Origin of the sequence: Stutzerimonas chloritidismutans AW-1 (assembly GCF_000495915.1) — a bacterium.
Taxonomy (GTDB): domain Bacteria; phylum Pseudomonadota; class Gammaproteobacteria; order Pseudomonadales; family Pseudomonadaceae; genus Stutzerimonas; species Stutzerimonas chloritidismutans.
The window spans coordinates 1-21874 of sequence record NZ_AOFQ01000019.1; the positions used below are offsets into that span (position 1 = coordinate 1).

The 21874-nt window shown below is 54.4% G+C and carries 21 protein-coding genes and 1 pseudogene; 9 read left to right on the top strand and 13 right to left on the bottom strand.

Annotation, left to right across the window (positions count from 1 at the left end; translation table 11 throughout):
* Positions 1-239: 239 nt before the first annotated feature.
* The 4 genes from F753_RS32090 to F753_RS32105 all read right to left on the bottom strand — a co-directional run bounded on the left by F753_RS32090 (position 240) and on the right by F753_RS32105 (position 2497).
* Complete coding sequence (locus tag F753_RS32090; RefSeq protein ID WP_023444220.1) at positions 240-551, bottom strand: hypothetical protein; 312 nt, start codon at positions 549-551, stop codon at positions 240-242.
* Positions 552-814: 263 nt separating this feature from the next.
* Positions 815-1099, bottom strand: a complete 285-nt coding sequence (locus tag F753_RS32095; protein ID WP_023444221.1) for a hypothetical protein — start codon at positions 1097-1099, stop codon at positions 815-817.
* 11 nt (positions 1100-1110) lie between these two features.
* On the bottom strand, positions 1111-2271 hold the full coding sequence (locus F753_RS32100) for an Arm DNA-binding domain-containing protein (RefSeq protein WP_023444704.1): 1161 nt from the start codon (positions 2269-2271) through the stop codon (positions 1111-1113).
* Positions 2264-2497, bottom strand: a complete 234-nt coding sequence (locus F753_RS32105) for a hypothetical protein (protein ID WP_019341962.1) — start codon at positions 2495-2497, stop codon at positions 2264-2266. Before F753_RS32105 ends, F753_RS32100 begins: the two co-directional genes overlap by 8 nt.
* A 148-nt stretch (positions 2498-2645) precedes the next feature.
* Between F753_RS32105 and F753_RS32110 the strand changes: the two genes are divergently transcribed.
* A complete protein-coding gene (locus F753_RS32110) occupies positions 2646-2858 on the top strand; it encodes a helix-turn-helix domain-containing protein (protein ID WP_019341961.1) in 213 nt (70 codons plus the stop codon).
* 12 nt (positions 2859-2870) lie between these two features.
* On the opposite strand, the gene F753_RS32115 is transcribed toward F753_RS32110, so the two are convergent.
* Positions 2871-5984, bottom strand: coding sequence for a site-specific integrase (locus F753_RS32115; protein WP_023444705.1), 3114 nt, complete (start codon positions 5982-5984; stop codon positions 2871-2873).
* Positions 5981-8482, bottom strand: a complete 2502-nt coding sequence (locus F753_RS49505; RefSeq protein WP_081262847.1) for a site-specific integrase — start codon at positions 8480-8482, stop codon at positions 5981-5983. Before F753_RS49505 ends, F753_RS32115 begins: the two co-directional genes overlap by 4 nt.
* A 379-nt stretch (positions 8483-8861) precedes the next feature.
* Between F753_RS49505 and F753_RS32125 the strand changes: the two genes are divergently transcribed.
* Complete coding sequence (locus F753_RS32125) at positions 8862-9419, top strand: hypothetical protein (protein ID WP_023444708.1); 558 nt, start codon at positions 8862-8864, stop codon at positions 9417-9419.
* Between the two features lie 166 nt (positions 9420-9585).
* Positions 9586-9795: pseudogene (locus F753_RS32130) on the top strand (helix-turn-helix domain-containing protein); the annotation flags it as partial.
* Positions 9796-10100: 305 nt separating this feature from the next.
* On the opposite strand, the gene F753_RS49510 reads toward F753_RS32130, so the two are convergent.
* Positions 10101-10349 (bottom strand): hypothetical protein, encoded by a 249-nt coding sequence (locus tag F753_RS49510; RefSeq protein ID WP_101153433.1) that lies wholly within the window; start codon positions 10347-10349, stop codon positions 10101-10103.
* 63 nt (positions 10350-10412) lie between these two features.
* On the opposite strand from F753_RS49510, the gene F753_RS49515 reads away from it, so the two are divergent.
* Positions 10413-10589, top strand: a complete 177-nt coding sequence (locus F753_RS49515) for a hypothetical protein (RefSeq protein ID WP_003292677.1) — start codon at positions 10413-10415, stop codon at positions 10587-10589.
* Positions 10586-10948, top strand: coding sequence for a Tn3 family transposase post-transcriptional regulator TnpC (gene tnpC / locus F753_RS32140; protein ID WP_003292676.1), 363 nt, complete (start codon positions 10586-10588; stop codon positions 10946-10948). The genes F753_RS49515 and tnpC overlap by 4 nt, the downstream gene beginning before the upstream one ends.
* Before the next feature lie 25 nt (positions 10949-10973).
* Here tnpC and F753_RS32145 read toward each other — a convergent pair whose 3' ends face one another.
* Positions 10974-11933: an arsenic resistance protein gene (locus tag F753_RS32145; protein WP_023444710.1), complete on the bottom strand. Its 960-nt coding sequence runs from the start codon at positions 11931-11933 to the stop codon at positions 10974-10976.
* 230 nt (positions 11934-12163) lie between these two features.
* On the opposite strand from F753_RS32145, the gene F753_RS32150 reads away from it, so the two are divergent.
* The 3 genes from F753_RS32150 to F753_RS32160 are packed head-to-tail and all read left to right on the top strand — an operon-like array spanning position 12164 to position 13741.
* Positions 12164-12598 carry a disulfide bond formation protein B gene (locus F753_RS32150; RefSeq protein WP_031297409.1) on the top strand — a complete coding sequence of 145 codons (435 nt, stop codon included), beginning with the start codon at positions 12164-12166 and terminating at the stop codon, positions 12596-12598.
* Positions 12595-13275: a DsbA family protein gene (locus tag F753_RS32155; RefSeq protein ID WP_023444712.1), complete on the top strand. Its 681-nt coding sequence runs from the start codon at positions 12595-12597 to the stop codon at positions 13273-13275. The genes F753_RS32150 and F753_RS32155 overlap by 4 nt, the downstream gene beginning before the upstream one ends.
* Positions 13276-13279: 4 nt before the next feature.
* Positions 13280-13741 carry a methyltransferase family protein gene (locus tag F753_RS32160; RefSeq protein ID WP_023444713.1) on the top strand — a complete coding sequence of 154 codons (462 nt, stop codon included), beginning with the start codon at positions 13280-13282 and terminating at the stop codon, positions 13739-13741.
* A 214-nt stretch (positions 13742-13955) separates the two neighbouring features.
* Here F753_RS32160 and F753_RS32165 read toward each other — a convergent pair whose 3' ends face one another.
* Positions 13956-14816: a cation diffusion facilitator family transporter gene (locus F753_RS32165; protein ID WP_051375861.1), complete on the bottom strand. Its 861-nt coding sequence runs from the start codon at positions 14814-14816 to the stop codon at positions 13956-13958.
* A 34-nt stretch (positions 14817-14850) separates the two neighbouring features.
* Positions 14851-15879, bottom strand: a complete 1029-nt coding sequence (locus tag F753_RS32170) for an IS30-like element ISPfl2 family transposase (RefSeq protein ID WP_011805384.1) — start codon at positions 15877-15879, stop codon at positions 14851-14853.
* Positions 15880-16368: 489 nt separating this feature from the next.
* Between F753_RS32170 and F753_RS0124765 the strand changes: the two genes are divergently transcribed.
* On the top strand, positions 16369-16698 hold the full coding sequence (locus F753_RS0124765) for a hypothetical protein (protein ID WP_023444715.1): 330 nt from the start codon (positions 16369-16371) through the stop codon (positions 16696-16698).
* Positions 16699-16977: 279 nt separating this feature from the next.
* On the opposite strand, the gene F753_RS49520 is transcribed toward F753_RS0124765, so the two are convergent.
* The 3 genes from F753_RS49520 to F753_RS48975 form a co-directional block, all read right to left on the bottom strand.
* Complete coding sequence (locus tag F753_RS49520) at positions 16978-17103, bottom strand: hypothetical protein (protein WP_023444716.1); 126 nt, start codon at positions 17101-17103, stop codon at positions 16978-16980.
* A gap of 233 nt (positions 17104-17336) precedes the next feature.
* A complete protein-coding gene (locus F753_RS32175; RefSeq protein WP_023444717.1) occupies positions 17337-20507 on the bottom strand; it encodes a CusA/CzcA family heavy metal efflux RND transporter in 3171 nt (1056 codons plus the stop codon).
* Between the two features lie 17 nt (positions 20508-20524).
* Positions 20525-21871, bottom strand: a complete 1347-nt coding sequence (locus F753_RS48975) for an efflux RND transporter periplasmic adaptor subunit (RefSeq protein WP_015275575.1) — start codon at positions 21869-21871, stop codon at positions 20525-20527.
* Positions 21872-21874: the final 3 nt, after the last annotated feature.

The following is a 21874-nucleotide window of genomic DNA, read 5'->3' on the forward strand; positions in this document are numbered from 1 at the left end:
AAACGAAAAAAAAAAGCCGGTTCCATATGGCGATTCCCATCCTCTACACAAGGTAACGCCTAGCCTGCCAGACCGCCCGGGGAAGAATTCAGTGTGCCCATTTTCCAGTATCATACCGCGCTCCTTATATCGGTAACCGTTACTCCCTCCAGCATAAGCGACTGAAATTTCTGAGCAGCCGAAGTCGTTGCACTTACTCCAACCTAGGCTGAGCAGAGCCGCTGGCCTAAGCATGCCCTTCATAGCGAACCGCCAGGGCTGAGCAGAATGGAGAGCTGATTGGCGGAAGTATTCAGCCGCTTTAAATGCTGACTGGCGGCCTGGTAGATCTCGCCGAAATGAACGGGGGAAGACAGGAAAAAGTAATGCGCGGTGATGGGTACATCGACCTGCTGGCGCAGCCAGGCCAGGTAGGGCTCCACTAGCTCGGAGGGGTATGAGCAGAGCAGTTCGACGCTATCGAAGGACACCGTGTTCAGCGTCGCCAGAATCGGGCCTGCCTCAGCACCTGCAACTGCCTTGAGATCATTCCCGCCAACCCAGCTGGCCAATACGCACTGCTTCTTTACCACTGTCCCTGTACTCCCGACCTCCCTATTGCCCATCAACGGGCAGGAGAAAAAATGTGCTCTGGTTCGCGCCTTGGATAGTAACCAATACGCTGATCCGGGTCTTTAACTGCCTGACTGGATGTTCAAGTTGCGCTTTGCCGACAGTGGAACCGTTGATCCAAACGCAGCTCGGCGGGTGAATGGATCACGCTCGCCGCTGCCAGGGGGAGAACAATGAAGGGGCCTTTCGGCCCCTTCTGCACTTAGTTAGCCAATAAGCTTTCAAGCTTCTCGATCAGAAAGTCCAGCGGGCTACGGCCCTCCAGGCGCTTTTCGAACACTTCGTTGCGGTGGTAGGCGACCCAGGTCTCGAGGGCATGCCGGTTATCCTTCTCGTAGCCGGAGCCGAGGACGCAGATAAGCTCGGTGCCATGGGGGTTCTCAAGGTAGTGACTCATAGCTGAAGCCAGATGCTTGAGGTACTTATGCTCGCGGGCCTCCATAGATGGATGCAGAGGGGTCACGTTGTCGCATTTGATCAGTTTCATGATGGAACTCCTCAGGCCTTGAGATTGGCTTTGATCAGGTTGTCGAAGGCACTGCCATCACGGCGGGTCAGGTTGGGCACATAGCGCGAATAGACACGGAACAGCATCTCGGTGGTGGTATGCCCCATCTGCCGGGCGATCCACTCCGGGTTTTCACCAGCCGCCAACCACAGGGTCGCGGCTGTATGACGAGTTTGGTAGGGGCGCCGCCGCCGCAACCCCAGGTGCCGCAGCAGCGGGTACCAAACCCGGTCGTTGATGTTGCGGTATGCGTGCGGCGTACCTTCGCGGGTGCAGAAGACGAACTGCCCACTGCCGGTTTTCTCGCGATGGCCGATGAGCGCCTGATAAACCGGCTCGGACATATCGATCTCACGCTGCGAACCGTCGTTCTTGGTGTAGTCGAGCTTGCCGCCCACCCAGGTCTCACGGATCAAAATCTGCCGCCGCTGAAAGTCGACGTACTTCCACTGCAAACCATCAATTTCGGCCGTCCGCATGCCGGTGAAGAAACGCACCGTGTAGTAGTTGCGGAAATCGTCACGCACTGTGCCGAGGATCTGCAGCACCTCATCCAGAGTGAAGGGCTCCACGTCTGTCTTGGGGACTTTCAGTGATTTGATGTTGAGGTATGGCGAGGTAAACTCGAAGCGGTCAGCTGCCTCACTAAGGATCATGCGCAATGGCGTCATGATGTGGTTGATTCGCGTCGCTGTCAGACTCTGACCTTTCTGCCCGGGGACTTTGCCGAGTGCCGAGCGGAATGACAGAAGTTCTGCTTTGGTGATGGCGCTGACCTCTTTCTTAGCGAACTCAGGCAGCAAATGCTTATCAAGGGTAAGGCGCACGGTTTTGGCGTGCGTATCACGCCATTCGACCCTCATCTCCTCAAACCACAGTTCTGCAAAATCCTTGAACAGTGGTGTTTTCAGCGATGCACAGCCAGCCTGCAGCCGACTGATCTCTAGCACTTTGCTGCTTTGGGGGAAGTAGGTGGCGTAGTCGAAGCTCCCAAGGGTAATTTCCGCTTCGATGCGCTCCAGGATCTTCTCGAGCTTTTTCCGGTTAGCGGGCGTATCAGGCAGCGTGGTCTGCTCGCGGCAGCGCTGATCCAGGTAGGTGAAGTCAAAGAACAACTTCTCGTTGTCGGCGCGGGCACGAATCTTACCCATGGCAGATGCCCCCGCCGGCCATAGGAACCAGCCCGGAAGTCCGCGAGAATTTCTGCATGTCTTCTTCGACGGCTTCCCAGATGAAAAGGATCTTGCGGCCGCCAAAGGGGCGGAAGTAGTGGATCCCCTCGAGCAGGACTGAATCTTTCAAGCGATTACGGATGGTGCGCGCGTCGTACTTCATGCGCGTGGCCAACTCTTCGGTAGTCAGGTATGTGTGAGACATGGCTATGCCCTCTCTGCTAAATTGAACGTCAGCGGATTCTTATGAGCTTCTGAAAACTCATAATGATCTCCTGCAGATCAATATAACGCTCATTTTGAGCTTTGCAAGGGCAAAATGATCTTCTGAAGATCATTTTTCGGAGATTAGAATGGTCAAGTGCCATTTATCTCGCTTACTGGGCGAGCGGAAGCTGAAAATCAGTGACGTAGTCAGGGACACAGGGATGAATCGCGGAACCCTCACGCGGCTCTATCACGAGACCGCGCAGCGGGTGGAGCTCAAGGACCTAGAAACGATCTGCCAGTACCTGAACTGCCAGGTGGGCGATTTGCTGGAACTGCAGGATGATCCGGAGGGCTGAATGCCCACCCTTTCATGCTCGGAAATGCCAGTCGATCGAAGTCATCAGAAAGAGGTAGCGCAATGCTGCGCCGGAATGATGGTTCCTTTCCTGATCAGTGAAACCCGCACCTGTAAGGCGTAGCCTAGCGCGGATCCCGAGGTGCATATTCTCAACAAGCCTGTTCTCGGGCACCTGCTCTATAAACTTCAAACGGGGCTTCCGTAACACTTTTCGCCAAAGGCTTTTGGTTCGCTTGGGTGTGCGCTCATCGTAAATGATGAACTCAATATCGGCAGAAGGAATGCGCAGCTCAGACAGCACCCATAGGTACTCTCGAACGCTCTGCTCATCCTGCCCAGAGTGGAATCGCAGCGTGGTATCGCTCGCCCAGCAGCGCTCGACGAAGTCATCCAGAACCCTGTTAGTTTTTGCCTTATATCTGCCGTCAAGCAATCGGTAGAGCCGGTCAGCGTAGGCAGCTACGCCAGCTAAACCTCCGTGTCTGGGCGGCCTGGGCACCAGCTCAACTTTACCGTTCGGGTCGCAAGTCGCCGAACCGCTAAGGCGGTGCTTACCAAGCTGACGGATATACCTTGCCCGCTCCAGCATGGCCGATCGATCCGCATCGGAAAACTCCACCCAGTCCATGTTGACCGACTGTCCTGATGCTTCCGCGTACGCTTGGTATGCGAGCATGGACGAGATGTCATTCATCCTTGTCAGAGCCCTCCCTTCGCCATTCGATTCTATGGGGCTCATCGGGTAGCTGACTTTGCGACGTTTACTGCGTTTGTATACCCCGATACGACCGATGATGCGCCGCATATGGCGGATCTCAGCTGGCAACCCTGGCGCAGCCAAATCTTCTGGCTTACTTGGCAGGCTGACCCCGGCAATTTTTGCGATGACATGGCCAGGGGGCCAAAACTTGGGCTCCCATTGCCAGCACAACGCCGATAGCCAAGACATGCAGTGCACATAGTGCAGCAGCGACGTCTTGGGGCTCGCATGGCCGAGCACAGCGCTGGTGATATGGATTACACGGCGGGTGGCGGCTTTCCGGGAATGGAAAAACGCATTATTTAACCTTTCTGCATCCAGCAACCACGCCATCGTCTGAGATTGCTCACCGAAGAGAAGTCGAGCGTTCTCGCATGCCCCTAACGCTGTGGCGGCCAGCTTGAAGGTGAGCCAGGTTGCAGCCGAGTGCCGCAGGTGGTGGTAGTGCATATCGGAGCATCTTGTAACCCGGCGGAGGGAGGCATGAATTGCAGGTAACAAGGTGGATTCGGAAACCCATCGTGTCTGCAGCTCGGGGATACAGAACAGAAATTCCGAATATGGACTTTTCTCCTCTTCGTCATCACGCAACCGCGCCAGGCGCTCTATCAGCTGCAGCTCATCTGGCTCGAGCAACACATGGAGTGGCAGCGTACGCGTTGAGTTGCGCGTTTTGAGCGCACGCTGAGAATGGGGGCGAATATGCAGAGCCGCGGGAAGGTTGAGCGCGGTTCGCTGCTCAGCCGATAGCGGCTTCAGGTTCGGATGCCGTCTACGCAGTGCAGCTGCACGTGCGGCAGAGAGCGTCGGTAACTGCAGATCGCGGCGCAGCAACTTCAGCGACTCATTACGCCGCAATCCCAGTCGGTATCCGAAAATCACCACAGCCTGCGCGACCATAGCAATACGCGGTGAGCGATGGCTTAGCGGGCCTGTGGCCAGGTCTCGCAGCACCTGACGATATTGCTCTTCATTGATGATCTGGGCATCAACGAACTGAGGCGTTTTCCCAATACCCAATGCGGCATAGGGGCTGATTGGTGGATAGGAGAAGCTGTTTTGCAGGTATCCATGAAACTCCAGCAGGCCCTTGGCTAGGTTTCTCCTCATTGGCGCCGTGGGTTGTACCTCCAGCAGCGTTTCATACAACTCCTCTAACGCGTCCGGCGGAACATCTAGAATCGACCCAACAGACAGCAAATTGTCCAATCCTATACCGACGTCTCTAACATAGTTGGCAACCGTTTTGGACTGCAAAGGGTTGCCATAGAACGAGCGGCCATGAAGCAGAAACGATGCCCAACCGGTGATCAATTCTTCTAGCGTCGTAGGTACCTGCTCAACCTCCAGTACCGAAACCCGTCCTCTACGGACCTGCCGACATAACGTCGTCAGCCATCCCGGAACTCGTTGTTCGGGCCTACCCAGCCGATGCTTTTTACGTTTGCTTTTTTGTTCATGATTTGAAGACGATCTGTCACCTTGCAGATGCAGCCATGAGTCCGCCAAGACAGAATGCGTCACGTAACCGTATCTGGTGGTGTAATTGATCAACAGCTGCGGTAGCTGCGTTTGGCGCTTGATACGCAGCAGCTCAAACAGTCGACTGAGAGACGCGGGTTGGCTCTGATTATCTACCCCACCTACGGCCAATGCCGCCTGAATACAGTGAAGTTTTCCGTCCCTCTTGGACAGATAAGGTCTCAATTCACTTAGATCTGGAGCGCAACGGGACAACAGTGCCAGTGTCATCGGATCTGGGAACCATTGCCTACTCTCAGCCTCGGATTGCCCACGGATTGAAAGCTTGAGCCGGAACTCTGGTATCCCAGATACCCAAATAATCTGACCTACATCAAGCTGGGTCAGCGCATTTAGCTGGGGGATGTCCATCAGCGCGCCATAGTAGGCGGCGCTCAGCAGGAGTAGCCCAACCCGGCAGTGGGGGGTGAGTTGCTCCAGGTCGTGTCTCAGCGCCCGTTCCAGCGAATCGATCACGTCTCGACTGGCTGAGATGTTCTCTGCTGTATACAAGTCGGGATTGATTGGATTTGCGGGACGCCGCGTGTCGATCGCTATGTGGGCAAGCGGCAGGCTCGGGTTGAATCGCCGCGCCCGGCTTGTTACGTCTCGCAGTGCATTGCGTAATGTCGAGCTTTCAAGCTGATTCTCAAGCTCCCGCATCTTTTCGACAGGAAAATTTCTCAGCGAACGTTTACCGCAGAGCCATTCTCCGATGACATTGTTGGAGTCTCTGCAGCGCTCCTTGAGCGTCTGAAGAAATTCGCTCTTCCATTCTGGATCGTATTTTTCAGGACTCCAAATTGCTGACAGCATTTCCTCAGAAAGGGTCGAAATGGTCATTTAGCCTCCTTAACTAGGTGGCTGTTGCGAACCATCCAACCGAGCTCTCTCATCAGCGGCAATAAATACGCATGGAGGCTCTGGACATAAGCGCCAGGACAAAAGCTTGAGAACGACTCTTGGGGCGCCTCGCCATGCAGCCAGTGCCCCATGAATGCGGCAAGCGTTTCAGGCGGGCACCCACGCTCTGCGAGCTCGGTCCTCAGCAACTTGCGGAAACCGTTCACTGGATGGGGTGTAAAACCAACCACCTGCCGCATATATGCGTCGATATGTGACGGACGGATTTCCTCGTAGTACAGCCGATTGTCATCAGCAAACCACAGGAAAAAACCGGACCTAGGAGGAGTCTGTGCAGGTAGGCCGTATTTGAACTTCACACGAATTGCACAGCAGTGCGCGTCGTATGCCTCTAGCTGCCGACGCAGTAGCTCAGGCATCACTACCAGACGGCTCATGTGACCGTCATCTGCGCCTTTATCGCCCAGTGCGCCGTGGCCACTTCGTTGCTCGAACTCTTCCACTGCTTTTAGCGGGTTGCGGATGGCTCGACACGCGGTCGCCATTAGGAACATGAGGATGGTCCAGAGCGTCAGGCAGTTGTGCCAATGAATCAGCTCTTGAATATCTTTTCGTGGGCGTTTGCGCAGCACTGCGAGCAATGCTTCAAGATTGTTTTTCACAGCGCTAAGTTTCAGACAATTTCGGGCACCAACCGCCATCTCTGAAGAGCTAATGACGTTAGTAACTGGCGCCTCCAAACCTACTGTGCCGTAAATAGCGGTTAATACATTTCGCACTGAATGACAATAGAGGCTGCGTAGGTGATCAACGCTGTATTGGGTGTAATAAAGCGCAGTATTAGCCGACAGGCAAGGCAGCCCGGACAACATCGTGGCCGCAACCACATCGTGTGTATCGGTGATTATTTGGCGATGTAAATAGGAACGAATCTTGTGAACTGTATATCGCGGGTCACCTCCCCCCAATTCTTTCAAGAGGACACGAACTTCGCTCTCAATTTTCTTAACTTTCCCGGCAAATACGGCCGTTCCGGTCGTAGATGGCAGCGCTCTGACTCCCAATACTAACGTCGCGGCTCCCACCATATCCGGTACTGAAACTGCCGCCCCCCTCTTTCGAACCGTTTCAGGGGGCAGTTGCTCCTCCGCAGCGTAATCTGGTGTAGGTATTAAAAACCTGAACTCAGCAGACTCCAAGTCTTTAGCAGGTATAAGCTCAAACGCCACCCGCGGGCGCGCGCCGCCCTCAGAGATCTGTAGTTTTGTGCAATCCTCAAGTGACCTGCCGAACCAGAGCATGAGATGTAGGGCGAGTAGCGCCTCCATGCGCGTACGGATGCCTACCTGCTCTGGCAGTGGCGCTGTGCGGAACCGCTCCCGGCACTGCAGAAATTCATCAGTGACGCTGAACAGGAGATTTGCTAATTCGGGCAACGTCAGCAGGTTGAATCCGAACGGTAAGAACTGCCGAGCGCGGGCAATATGGGCGAGGATTCCCTGATGGCTGAGCAACTCGGCGACATAGGGCCTGACTTCGCCGCCGGTATCGATCAAACAGAGTTCATCTGGCGCAGTGATTTCGCCGTCGGGCAATTCTTCGTCGAAATCATGGTCTAACCGTGGAACAACAAAACTAATATGGCCTGGCAGTAGATCGGGATCGTCCGGATCATCAAGAGGGAACTTGGTTACCCCTTGACTTACTACCACACCTAATCCGGAGCGGACTGGCATCCTGCCTCGATGATTGCCACCACCACCACGACGCTCAGGTGGCTGATCGCCCCCGCAATAACGAACTAGCCGGGTAACAGCAGGAAAGGCATCAGCATGGACGTCGACTGAAATACTGGGATCGAAAACTGTGCAGCTCCGCATAAATATGGCTGGACTAGACCAAATATTTAGCTCTGCAGGGACGGTCAGTAGTTCCTTCGCGCAAAGCGTACGCAGCTTGAGATATGCATTGTATTTCTGGCCGCGAAGGTCCGATGCACCAGAGCTCTCCTGATGCGCCACCAGTAGCTGTCCTACAAGCCGGTAGTAATCTGGCGCGCCATCAACATCGGCCGGCTCATGCCATAACATTGCATACGGGAAAGCGTAATCCTGGACGCCCTGTCCAATGATTGGATTACGCCTGCGCGCCTCATCTCCGGAAAAAAAACGAGGGCCCAGGGCTGAGATGAACCGCGGATTGCTCCTATTAGAAATTATCCAGTGACACTCATGCCGCCAGACCACGGGATCAAAATCACCGACGAACAGAACCGGCGGCTTTTCCATTTCATTCAGCGCGTTTAACAACCCTTGGATTATTCGGGGAAAATCTATGAGCTGAGGATGAGCATCTATAAATTTCAGAATCTCTGTTATGACAGTTACGTCACGCCCGGACCCTGCTGCCAGCTGTAGCAGCTCTTTGAATGTGGTTTCGCAGCCGGCATCCCTTGGCTGGCTTAGTGAGTTCGACATCAGCTAGTCCTATCGTGTGAGTACTAGCTAATAGTGCTAAGCCGAAGTCCCCCAATTCGGGCATGCCATGGAAATCCAGAAGCTGGTTCTGATTTTTCAGAATCGGCTGACACCACACCTGGTTTTCCGCGCATGCGCGGAAAACCAGGTCGATACGCCGAGTATTCTCACACGGATTCCGCGCATGCGCGGGTTGGAAGCGCTGCAGCTTCCAAAGTCGAGGCCATCCCCCTCCAGGCACTAGACATAGGGCCGCCCGCTCACTATTCGATAATATTTTCGGTGCCTAGGCATATCGAACTGGAATCGGTGCACTTGCTCTGAGCACTACCTCATAGAGCGGTGAATTTCTCGCCTGCTCAAAATGGAGGAAATGCACATGCGTAAAAGCGACTGGAAAGCCCAGGTCGGCCAGTTCAGCGACCGCGAAATAGCGAGGAGGTTTGGGGTGGGAGCGACTACCGTCCGCCGGTATCGAAAGGCCAACGGTATCGCCGAATTCAGCTTCAAGCTAGAACTTACACAATCGCTGATTGAGCGGCTGGCAGTACAGACGGACTACAGCCTATCCAAAGACCTCGGTATTCCCGCAAAAAGCATTAAGGAGGCTCGAACTGAGTTTGGTATTCCGGAGCCAAAACCCCTCCGGCCTAAGTTCCAACCACTTGAGGAAATTTGGAACGAGCAAACGATTGCGCTTCTTGGCACTATGCCCGACTACGAGTTAGCCGATAGGCTAAAAGTTAGTAACTACCCGATCAAATCCAAACGAAAAGAGCTGGGAATAAAAGCGTTTGAAAAACCATATCCAAAAATCACTGCTAAAATTGCAGCCGAGTTTGGTTTGACCTCTGACCGAATTTTAGCCGAGCGCCTAGGCGTTTCCCCAAGCTATATCCGTAGGGCGAGACTCAGATGGTTGGCAAAAGACGAATGACCTGTATAATTTCCATTAACTAGCTAACCCCAAAGCGCCGTATATTATGCTTTGCATAGCGGCGCGACTATCAGGTTATCCAGCCCTCTTCAGGAGCACCTAGTTTAAAAATTAGCGCCCTGGCTTATGCAGGTACAGTGCATCCATTAATGTCGAGGCAGTTTTAATGAAGATCAAGCCGATTCGTACTGATGGCGACCTAGCTACCGCTTTGGCGCTTATGGAGCAACTGTGGGGTGCCCCGATCGGTACGCCAGAGAGTGATGCGCTAGAAGCGCTCGCAGCGTTGATCGAGAAATATGAAGACGAACACTATCCGATCCCACCTTCTGATCCCGTCGAGGCCATCAGATTCCGAATGGAACAGCATGGGCTCGGAGTGATCTAGCGCTCCCTGGGTATTCGCTCCAACCGACGCCATCCAGCCGCGCGAATCCCGCAATCGACAAGATGCTAGAAGCCTAGGGTTCGTAAGCCTCGCGATGGAGTAACAGGCTGATCACGACGTCCGTGATGACATCCATTTGATGTTCTCACTTCAAAGCAACCTACGGCTGCTTTCGGCCAAAAGCTGCCTGTCGTTGAGTGCAATTTTTGACTCATGGCTGCCAGCAACGGCAGCAGTTAAAATGCTCAGAGACGATCACTCAACGAGCAATAGACCTAGTTTGTTCGACCGAGCTAGATTAGTAAAAGCTCTTTCACTTTTTGCTTGATTTCAGCAGGGCTTTCTTCAAATCCGTATTTACCGGCATTATCTTTAGAAGAGTTATATCCCAAGAAATAACCATTGTATTGAAAGTAGTTAGTGTCAATTTTTCGCCTGCTTGGCTTGCCTTTTTCCAGCATATCCAGAAGCGTTTTTAAGTGTGAGCGTGTTAGCCAGAATTTTAGAAGTAATCCGCTCCCTAGCACTTCAGTGCCGATCATTGGAGCTGCTTGAAAGCCCAAGGCCTAGCTCAGGGCTAGTCGTCTACACCAGTTCCGCTATGTATGCTGAAGGGGGCCCAACCACTCTACCTGACCAGCAACCTCAAGCGCTTCGGCGAATTCAACCTCAAGCTAAACCGGCCACCGGAGCCCTGGATCAAGGACTCGGTGTTCCAACAAGCTGCCGGCTCGCTGCGGGTGATCAGACCTAGCCAGCTAGATACCGAGAAAACGCCATGATCAACATTCCTCCCGCATCCTTCCGCCTTACACCGTACGGCGAAGTGGACGCCGTGGCGTTGGAAAACCTGCGCGACAGCTTCGACACCTCTCAACTGCTCCGGCTGGTTGATCGCTTGGACGTCTGCTTGGTGGAACTGGGTGGAATCACCTCCATTCGCGACGAGCTACTGAGATTGCATGCGATGGCTCTGACGATAGTTGAGGGCATCGCTCTTACGGTGCCTGCCGAGAGTGCTTGTATCTGGACAGAAGCCCAATCTCTACAGATGGATCTTGAGGCACTGGTTTCTTGGGCGCGCTCCGCTCAGCTCATCATTGCGCCGCTGATCAATCTTGCTCCACAGCACGAGGCATGAGCGCTCTCGCCGATTTCGACGAGGCTCAACTGTTTCTGACCATGGCTGGAATCGCCCGTAAGTAGATCAATTCACCAATCAGTTCTACGAGTGTCTGAGTAATCACAGCCGCCGCGGCCAGCGCGCGAATGGACTCCGGGAGCGCTAGGGCCAGGGGAAGCACTACAAGCGAGTTGCGAGTGCCTGAGCTAAAGGCCACTGCCCGTGCGGCAGAAGCCTCCAAGCCAAATAGCCGGGAGCTGAGTACGCCGAGGGCGGGAGCGAGTAATAGAAACGCTCCGTATACCGGAAGCAACGGCGCCAGGATGTCCAGTTGGTACACTACGGCCGCGATCTGCGAACCCACCACCACGATTAGAACCAGGGCCATCGCAGGCACTGGCAGCCAGGCCCAACCTGCGTTCCATGCGCGAACCAGCTGAGATCGGCGCCCGCCAAATTCGGTGAGCACAGCCGCTACCAAGGGTAGGACGATCAGTAACAGGAATGCTTCTGCGAAGGGCCACAGCTCGATCACTGTGCCGGCTTCGGAACCAAGGATTAGCTGCAAGTAGAGGGGCAGCAGCAGAAGCTGGAGCAACAGCAGCAATGGCGTCGCCGCGAGCACCAGACGAGAGTCCCCTTTGCCCAGGTGGGTGAAGACCACCACGTAATCGATACAAGGCGTCAGCAGGACAAGCAGCGCGCCGACCAACAAGGCCTTGTTCGATGAGAGCGGCCACGTCACCAACCACACCATTAATGGCACCAACAGGAAGTTGGCCAGCAACAAGGCACCGACGAAGCGGCGGTTGGCAAAAGCTTCTCGCAGCTCCAGAAAAGGAATCTGCAAAAACATGGCATACATCAGCACGGCAATCGCCGGTGTGATGGCTATGGCCGTCAGTCCGGTGAATTGCGCAGAGCTCAAACCTGCAATGGCAGCGGCCACCACCGCCGCGAAATAAAATGCTATCTGGTGTTCTTCCAGCCAGTCCCGCGACATCTGATATCTTCCCTTGTTGCGCAAGGGCGACATTCTCGCACTGGCATCGGATTTAACCCAGCGTTGAGGCTGGTTACGCAGCGGGCTGCCTGGTTGCTTTTCGCTTGTGCCAGTGGGCGAAGGTTTACAACGCTCCAACAAGTCCTACCGAGAAGAGGAAGCATGGTGTTTCGAAAAAACCGGATGGCGGGTCTGACGCAAGTGTTCTTCACCGCCAGGAGCTAACCGAGATGAATCCTCAACCTTCAGGCATGACCTGGAATCTCCTGCTGCTAACCTGGCTGGTCGCACTGATATCGACCCTGTCCGCGCTGTTCATTGGCGAGGTGATGGGCCAGGCACCCTGCGTGCTGTGCTGGTTCCAGCGAGCCTTCATGTTTCCGCTGACGGTGATCCTGGCCATCGCCTGCTACCGCTCGGATTTCACAGTCTGGCGTTATGCCCTACCGCTGACCGTTATCGGTGCGGCGCTGGCATTTGTTCATACGCTGCTCTATGCAGGGCTGATTCCACAGCCGATCCAGCCCTGCACGGCCACCGGTCCATCCTGCTCAGGCGCCGGAATGACCCTTTTCGGCGTAGTGCCCCTGCCGGCGCTCGCCTTGTTAGCTTTTATCCTTATCGGCATCCTGCTCATTATTATCCGTCGGAGAACCGCCCCATGAATCGCCGTTCCGTGGTCCTGATCGTCAGTGTCGTGATCCTGGCCGTCTTTGCTGCCGCTGCATTCTTCTATTCCCCCTCCCAGTCGCCTCAACAGGCCCAGGCTCCCGGTTCGACCGCCCAAGAGGCCGCGACACAAACCAAACAAGGCGGCGGCCAGTTGGTTCGCTTCCACTCACCGGTGTTCGGCCCGGCGCAGGCCCCAGTAACCATCGTCGAATTCTTTGACCCTTCCTGCGAGGCATGTCGCGCCTTCCACCCCTATGTGAAGCAGATCCTCGCCGAGAACCCGGAAGACGTGCGTTTGGTGCTGCGCTATGTACTGTTCCATCAAGGCTCCGAAGAGGTGGCGCGGATGCTGGAGGCGGCGCGTAAGCAAAATCTCCATGAACAAGTGTTGGAGGCTGTGCTGGAGGCCCAACCCGGTTGGCACGATGACCCCAAGGTAACGCAGGCATGGGCTGCCGCAGAGCGCGTCGGTTTGAACTTGGAGCAGGCCCGCCAGGACATGCATACGCCTGGCGTCAACGCCGTGCTGGAAACGGACATGCAGGACGTTAAGGCCGTTGGGGTTCGTGGCACGCCGACCTTTTTTGTCAATGGTCGTGCGCTCAGCGAGTTTGGCCCGGAGCCGCTGCGCCAGTTGGTGAACAGCGAAGTGGCCAAGGCACGGAAATGACACTATGAGCGCGCTGGAAAACCGCGTGCCACCGCTGCTCGTGGCGGGCCTGATGGCTGTGCTGATGGGTTTGTCGGGAACCAAATTGCCGGGCTTCGAACTGGCATGGACCGCGCGCCTGACCTTCGCTTTGCCAATACTGCTCCTGGGGCTCGGCGTGTGCCTCGCCGGCGTCCTGTCGTTTCGCCGCGCGCGTACTACGGTTAATCCATTGCAGCCGCAGCAGGCTTCTGCATTAGTGGAGGCTGGCATCTACCGGTACAGCCGCAACCCCATGTACTTAGGCTTTGCCATTATCCTGGCGGCTTGGGCGCTGGTCTTGGCCTCGCCTCTAACCCTGCTTGGCGTAGTTGCTTTCGTGCTGTACATGAACCGTTTCCAGATCCCAGCCGAAGAGTGGGCGCTGGAAACATTGTTCGGCGAATCATTTGCCCGCTACCGTGCACGAGTCCGCCGCTGGCTCTGAGCGTCCGCGGCGGTAGCGACTGGCGGGGCTTGCTCGTCGCGGCAGCCTGCCGAAGGTGCCACGACCTAGCCTGATCTCCTCGTGACGAGCTGCTTTGGCCACATGCCGCTAGCATGTCTCTGGTCGAAGACATAGCGCCAACGAGTGATGTCGCAAGTTCACTCCGTTGATATCGAGATAACTGTCTAGCAACAGCGGTGAGCGCAAAGCAGGCTTATGCTTCGCTGCGATGACTGTCGGCCTGCCTGGTGTCGATACAAACACTGCCGTCTAGCTCCATTTCAAGTGTCGAGTGGCTGACTTTGAATCGCTCATGAAGTACACGTTTTAAATCAGTCTTCACTCGTTCAATTTCGGGCAGGCTAGCCTTCTTGATGACAACGTGAGCTTCCAATGCAGTTGAATGTTCGGCAATTTCCCAGACATGTACGTGGTGAACACTCACAACGTCGTCCACTTGCTCCATGACATTGATTATATCAGTGATGGAAACTCCTTCTGGTGCGCCCTCCATTAACAAGTGAATGGTTTTAGGTAGCATGCTAAAGCCCTGCCATAGCACGTAACCAGCAATCATCAGCGTCAGTACAGTATCTGTCCAATACCAGTCATACAGAAGGATTAATGTTCCGGCAATAATAACACCGACGGAGGCCAGCGCATCCGACACATTGTGCAAGAATGCCGCCTTTATATTCATGCTATTCTTAGACATTGTGTAGGTGAGCAAGGCCGTGACGACATCTACAATCAAGGCTATTCCCGCCACCACGACCACTGTCCATCCTTCAATGGGCTGTGGGGCAAAAAACCGACCTATAGCTTCGTAGATGAGGTAGAGACCAACGATAATCAGCGTGACCAAGTTAATCAAAGCCGCTATGGTTTCACTGCGTCGGTAGCCGAAGGTTTTAAAAGCATCTGGCGGTTTGCGACCGATTTTACGTGCGATGAGCGCAATAACCAGTGATGCGGCATCGCTCAAGTTATGTAGCGCGTCAGCTATGAGCGATAAACTGCCAGAAAGTATTCCTCCAACAACTTGTGCCAGAGTTAGCACAGTATTAACGCCAATGGCAGGGCGGTTTCAGGAGCTGAGTGCAACACGGTTATTGAATTGAAGCTGGAGCATCATGCCGCATAGCCATGGCTTCTTGCATCACCTCGCTCATGACTTCAATCGGGCATTTGAAGTCGAAGCGCTTGCGCGGGCGCATATTCAATTGCAGTGCAATGGCATCCAGCTCTTCCTGGCTGTGTACCGACAGGTCTGTGCCCTTGGGCAGGTACTGGCGGATCAAGCCATTGATGTTTTCGTTGCTGCCGCGCTGCCAAGGACTGTGCGGGTCGCAGAAGTAGATCGCCACCCCGGTCTTCTGGGTGATCTCGGCGTGCCGCGCCATCTCCCGCCCCTGGTCGTAGGTCATGCTCTTGCGCATCGCCAGCGGCATGCGATTGAGCGCCGCGCTGAAACCTTCCATCGCCGAGGTCGCCGTCGCGTCGTTCATCTTCACCAGGATCAGGTAGCCACTGGTGCGCTCTACCAAGGTGCCTACGGACGAGGCGTTGGCCTTGCCCTTGATCAGGTCGCCTTCCCAATGGCCCGGCATCAGTCGGTCTTCGATCTCCGGCGGGCGCACGTGGATACTGACCATCTCGGGGATCTGGCCGCGCCGATCTACACCGCCAGAGCGCGGCCGGCGGGCCGTCTTGCCTTGGCGCAGGCAGATGATCAGCTCCTTGCGCAGTTCGCCGACCGGCAGGGCATAGATCGCGTTGTAGATCGTCTCGCGACAGACGTAGGCATCTCTAAGGCTGGAAATGTTCATGCTGCGCAGCTTGCCGGCAATCTGCTCGGGAGACAAACGCTCACGCAGCATGTGGACCACCAACTCGAAGCGCTCACTGCCCGGCAGCAGCTTGCGCTTGGGCCGGCAGGCTTGGCGCCGAATCCTCATCTGTTGTTGGGCGCTACGGGCCGCGTAAGCACCAATGCCGTCTTGATTGCGTCTCAGCTCGCGGCTGATGGTCGAGGGCGATCGGTTGATCAGGCGAGCAATCCCGCGCAGGCTGAAACCTTGGGCTTGACCGAGTTGAATGGCGGCGCGCTCTTCGACGCTGAGTTCGGAATAGGACATGGGGCAACACCGTACCGGAAAGGTCAGGTGTTGCACTCAGTTTTTGCGGCCGCCCAGCGATTAAACGCTTATCGCCTATGGCTTCGGTGTTATGGTTATGTTCGTGAGCCATTGGTTTTTAACCGTCCTTAAATAACATAAGACAAGGATAGGGAGCCCAAAAAAGTAATAGATAATACTAGCACCAATACCATCTGGCCTTCCAAACCACACTGACAGAAATGCGACCACTCTCAAGCGAGTTCGTGCATTATCGTCTGAAACTTGCCGATAACTGGCCGATCCCTCTCAAACGTTAAACGACGTTGCTCGCTAATGATAGATGATGCGGCGTCAATCCGAAGATGACAAAATTGTAATCTTCCAATCATTCTTTTCGTAGGATAGGCCCTTGCAGATTGGTGCGCCTCGGTGCTGACATGACGAAGCAAGGCGCTCATGTCACCGCGCAATGGAAGCATTACATTTCAATAATGTAATGCTTGGCTCATGCTGCTGTTAACTTCAATCACGCAAAATTCATTCGAACCTGCAGGGCTCAGCGAGAAAGCTCAGCAAGCCACCTTTGAATTTAGCGAGGACTGCCCTATGAATCTGTTGAAAGCTATTGTTGTTGGTTTGGTAATCTGCGGCTCCGCATTGTCTTATGCAGAAGATGGTTACGACCGCTCAATTAAATTTAATGAAAAATTCCGAGCAGATCAAAAACGAATTCACGGAACCGAATCCGCCAAACGAAAAATAGACGAATTACAGATTAAGGATACCCGCCAAGATCAGAACAATACGGAAAGCAAGAAAGAAACCAAAGCTGACTAACCGCTTCATATCTGAACGATATTCGCCTCCGGCAGCTTCCAATCTCCTTTGGAAGCAGTTGCACTCTAAGCGCCCTTCGGGGCGCTTTTTTGTTTCCATAACTTGCCCGCAACATCGCTACCAGCGAATCGCCCGGAATTTATATAAGCCGTTTCGTTTAAGTCAGGCCGCCATTGCCTGATCTGTTGTTATTAGCCTTCGCAAGGATCATGTCCGAGTGAGCTGAACAGACGCTGTGGCGTACAGCGCACCCATGTCTGGGTCGCTATCTCAAAGGCCTCACGGTTCGCCCATGATTGACGGTGTCAGCTCGGCCTTGCACAGCCCGCTGATCGTTCCAGCCAGGGCTTTGTCGTAGCTATCGCCCTTTGCTGCCGACCGGGGCAGGTCAGTCGCTGTTTGCATAATCCTTCGTCAGCTCACCGTGGGTGAAAGCCATCAGGTCAAGGACGCGTATGTAGCGAAAGTCATACGCACTAAGCGCTGAGCAATTTTTTATTTACCGCTTAGATGCATCAGACTGCGCCACAAAGGCTGTGCTGTCCGCTGCGCCGCTAATGAAACTGCGCTCCGATAATTAACGCGCCCCGTTCTCGCTAGCTAGCAAGAACGGGGCGTTGTGTGCCGCCATCCAATCTCTAGCTTGTTCTGTCAGCGGCCAACGCGATTTCTTGCTCCTCCAATTCGTCTTCGCGTCGATGAGCCATCTGGTAGAGCAACGGCAAAACTAATAGCGTTAGCACCGTTGAGGAGAGAATCCCCCCGATCACCACCGTCGCAAGGGGACGTTGTACCTCTGCACCGGTACCCACATTCAAGGCCATTGGAACGAACCCGAGTGAATCCACTAAGGCTGTCATCAATACCGGTCGTAGCCGGGTAAGGGCACCTTCGCGGATCGCAGTGTCCAGAGGTAAACCTTGCTCCCGTAGGCTACGGATGAAGGAGATCATTACCAGGCCATTTAGAACGGCGACGCCTGACAGAGCAATAAAGCCAACACCTGCTGAAATGGACAATGGGATATCTCTGAGCCACAGCGCAACAATGCCTCCGGTGAGCGCAAATGGAATCCCTGTAAAGACCAACAAACCGTCTTTGACATTGTTGAACATCATGAAAAGCAGAATGAAGACCAGGAGCAGCGCCACGGGGACGACAATCTGCAGCCGCTTCGTTGCCGATTCAAGCTGCTCAAAGGTACCGCCCCAGTCGATCCAATAACCTGCCGGGATATCTACCTGGGCCTGGATTTTCTGTTCTGCCTCAGATACGAATGATCCAATGTCACGACCACGGACGTTTGCACTGACGACAATTCGCCGTTTCCCTTCTTCTCTACTGATCTGATTCGGACCGGGGGCCAAATCCAGGGTGGCCACCTCGCCGAGGGGGATATAACTTATGGTGCTGTTTAATTCCCTTGGAAGGGCAATTGGAAGCCGCTCAATTGCGGCGAGATCGCTGCGTATCTCGTCCGGTAAACGAACCACGATATCGAAACGCCGATCTCCTTGAAACAAGGTGCCTGCCTCTCGGCCACCGATAGCTACTGCAACCGCTTGCTGGACGGTATCTAGACTCAGGCCGTATCGTGCGATCTGATCGCGATCGATATCAATCGTGAGCATGGGAAGGCCAGTCGTCTGCTCGACCGTAACCTCTGAAGCGCCTGGTACTTGTCCTAGCACCTCGGATACTTCCGCCGCCGTGCTGTTAAGAACGTCCATGTCATCACCATAGATTTTCACGGCTACCGCGGCACGAACTCCGGAAATCAGCTCGTTGAAACGCAGCTGAATCGGCTGGGAAAACTCGTAGTTATTGCCCGGCAACTCAGCGGCGGATGCTTGCACCTCGCTTAAGAGCTGATTACGCGACTTGCCTGGATCCGGCCACTGTTCTTGTGGCTTCAGCATGACGTACCCGTCAGAGATATTTGGAGGCATAGCATCCGATGCCACTTCCGCAGTGCCAGTTCGCGCAAATATGCGTTCAATCTCCGGAAACTCATCCATAAGCTTTCGCTCCAGCTGCTGCTGCATCTCTACAGACTGACTAAGACTGGTAGCTGGTACACGAAGGGCTTGGATAGCGAAGTCTCCCTCGTTGAGGCTAGGCACGAATTCACTGCCCATACGTGACCCTACGAGGCCAGAAAGTATGACTACAACTACCGCAAAGGTGAGCACTGCTGGCTTGTTGGCCATTACCGCATCGAGCGCAGGTGCGTAGGCCCGTTTAGCATTGCGGATTAGAAAGTTTTCCTTTTCCGTAACCCGCTTACCGATAAAGAGCGCAACGGCCGCCGGGACGAACGTCACCGAAAGGATTATCGCCCCGAATAGCGCTGTCACTACGGTAAACGCCATGGGCGTGAACATCTTACCTTCTACCCCTGTAAGGGCGAATATCGGCAGATACACGATCATAATGATCAGCTGCCCATACAATAGAGGCCGACGCACTTCCTTTGCCGCAGCGAATACTTCATGAAGCCGTTCGGACAGTGTTAATGCCCGTCCGTGATGGGACTGAGCGTGTGCAAGTCGACGCACGCAGTTCTCAACAATCACCACGGCTCCATCGATAATGATGCCGAAATCCAATGCGCCTAGGCTCATCAGGTTGGCGCTGACCTGATTGGCTACCATGCCGGTGAACGTGAAGAGCATAGAAAGCGGTATCACAAGCGCGGTTAGGATCGCCGCCCGGATATTGCCTAAGAAGAGAAAAAGTATAACCACAACAAGAATGGCACCCTCAGTGAGGTTCTTCTTAACGGTGGATATAGCTTTGTCTACGAGTACAGTTCGATCGTAGACAGTAATTGCCTTTACGCCTTCCGGAAGCGAAAGGTTTATCTCTTTCATCTTGTCGTCGACAGCCCTTGAAACTACTCGGCTATTTTCACCGATAAGCATGAAGGCCGTACCTAGTACCACTTCGCGGCCATTCTCGGTGGCTGCGCCAGTGCGGAGCTCCTTTCCAACCTCGACCGTCGCAACGTCGCGGATACGCACTGGGGTACCGTCAACGTTGCTAATAAGGGTATCGCGGATGTCCTCCACAGACTGCATTTGTCCTGGAGCGCGAACAAGATACTGCTCGCCGCGCTTTTCAATATATCCGGCACCTAGATTGTTATTGTTTTGCTCAACCGCCTCGATCAAATCTTGTAGTGTTAGTCCAAACGACCGCAAAGTGTCTGGGTTGGGGGCGATCTGATATTCCTTTGCATATCCTCCGATCGTATTGATCTCAGTAACACCAGGTACATTTCGGACTTGCGGTTTGATGATCCAATCTTGAATCTCACGCAAGTCAGCAGGGGTATACGGCGTACCGTCCGATTTGGTGGCACCTTCCTCAGCTTCAACCGTCCAAAAATAGATTTCGCCAAGCCCAGTGGAAATAGGGCCAAGTGTTGGAGTGACGCCATCTGGGAGCTGATCTTTGGCCCCTCCCAGGCGCTCGTTCACAAGTTGGCGGGCAAAATAGATGTCAGTGCCTTCCTCAAAAATAACTGTGATCTGAGAAAGTCCATATCGAGACAAGGATCGTGTCTGCTCGAGCTTGGGCAGCCCAGCCATTACCGTCTCGAGCGGGTAGGTAATACGCTGCTCCACTTCCAGCGGGGAATAACCTGGCGCCGCAGTGTTGATTTGCACCTGTACGTTGGTGATATCCGGGACAGCATCGATAGGCAGCTTTTGGTAGCTGTAAGCTCCTAACGCTGCCATGCCAAGCACGGCTAGCATAACCAACCAGCGATGCTCGATAGAAAAACGAATGATACGTTCGAACACGATTCTATAACTCCGTATCAGTGAGCATGCGAGGCGCTGGCTTTGCCAAGCTCGGACTTGATGATGAAGCTGTTATCCAAGGCATAGCGCGCTCCGGGCTGGAGGCCTTCCTTGATTTCGACCGCGTCACTATCGCTGCGGCCACTCACGATTGGCTGAGCAGCAAAGCCATGGTCGGTCCGTACAAACACCACCGGCTTTTCTTCCAATGTGTGGATCGCATCAGGACTTACTGCGACTGGCACGGATGCTTCGCCAGCGCCTACCTGCACTTTGACGAACAGGCCGGGGCGCCAAACCCCTTCAGGGTTGGGAAGTGTGACCCGGGCGGTAGCGGCGCGGCTTTGCTGACCAACAAGTGAGCCGACATAAGAAACGGTTCCATTGGCACTGGACTCGAATGCTGTGGCCTCGATAACGGCATTGCTGCCTACTCGTACCGCGCTGAGTGCATTGGCAGGAACGCTGATATCTGCCCACACGGTGGAGAGATCGGAAATGATGAATATCTGGTCATCGGTATTGACTGACTCACCGAGCGTGATGTCCTTCTCAACGATCATCCCATCGAACGGCGCCCTGAGTTCGTAGCGGCTCAATGCGTCTGGCTTGCCAGCATCACTGCCAAGCGCTTGTAGCTGTGCGTTTGCATTCGCAACAGTCAGCTCTGCTTCCCGTAAAGCCTGTTGTGCCTGTAAATAATCCTGTTCCGCAGAAATACGCTCTTCCCATAGCTCCTTTTCGCGTCGATAGGTTTTTTGAGCCAATGCAAGACGTTTTTGCGCCGCGTAGAACTCGCTTCTACGTTCCGACAGGTCTGTACTCGCGATCACAGCAAGTACTTGCCCCTGTTTCACCTGTTCGCCCAAATCGACTTTGACCGCTTCAACGACACCTGAGAGACGAGGCACAACTTGCGCTGTGCGGTCTTGGTTGAATGTAATTTCGCCAGGCAGCTCAATTGCGCTTTTTATCTTTGCGGGCTGAGCAGTTGCCAGTGAGATGCCGGCGGCTAGGATTTGTGTCTCTGAGAGTTCTACCTCTGCTGTTTCAGTATGCTCCGCTCCCTCGGGCTCATCTTCATGCTCATCTTTCTCTGCCGCACCGACCTCGTGATCGCTATCGGCGCCTCCTTCATCATGGCCATGATCTCCTTCGGCTTCTGCATCCTCATCCGAATGCCCTTCATCCTCATGCTCCGATTCGTCACCATGCTCGCTATGTGCGTCGCCCGCATCGGGCACAGCTGGACTACTGCGAAGAAGCAATCCGCCAAGCATAAGTGCCACGCTTAATATGACGACGATCCAAAAAATCTGCTTCTTGTGACCAGCCAAGGAAGATGTATTCGATTTACTTTTCATATG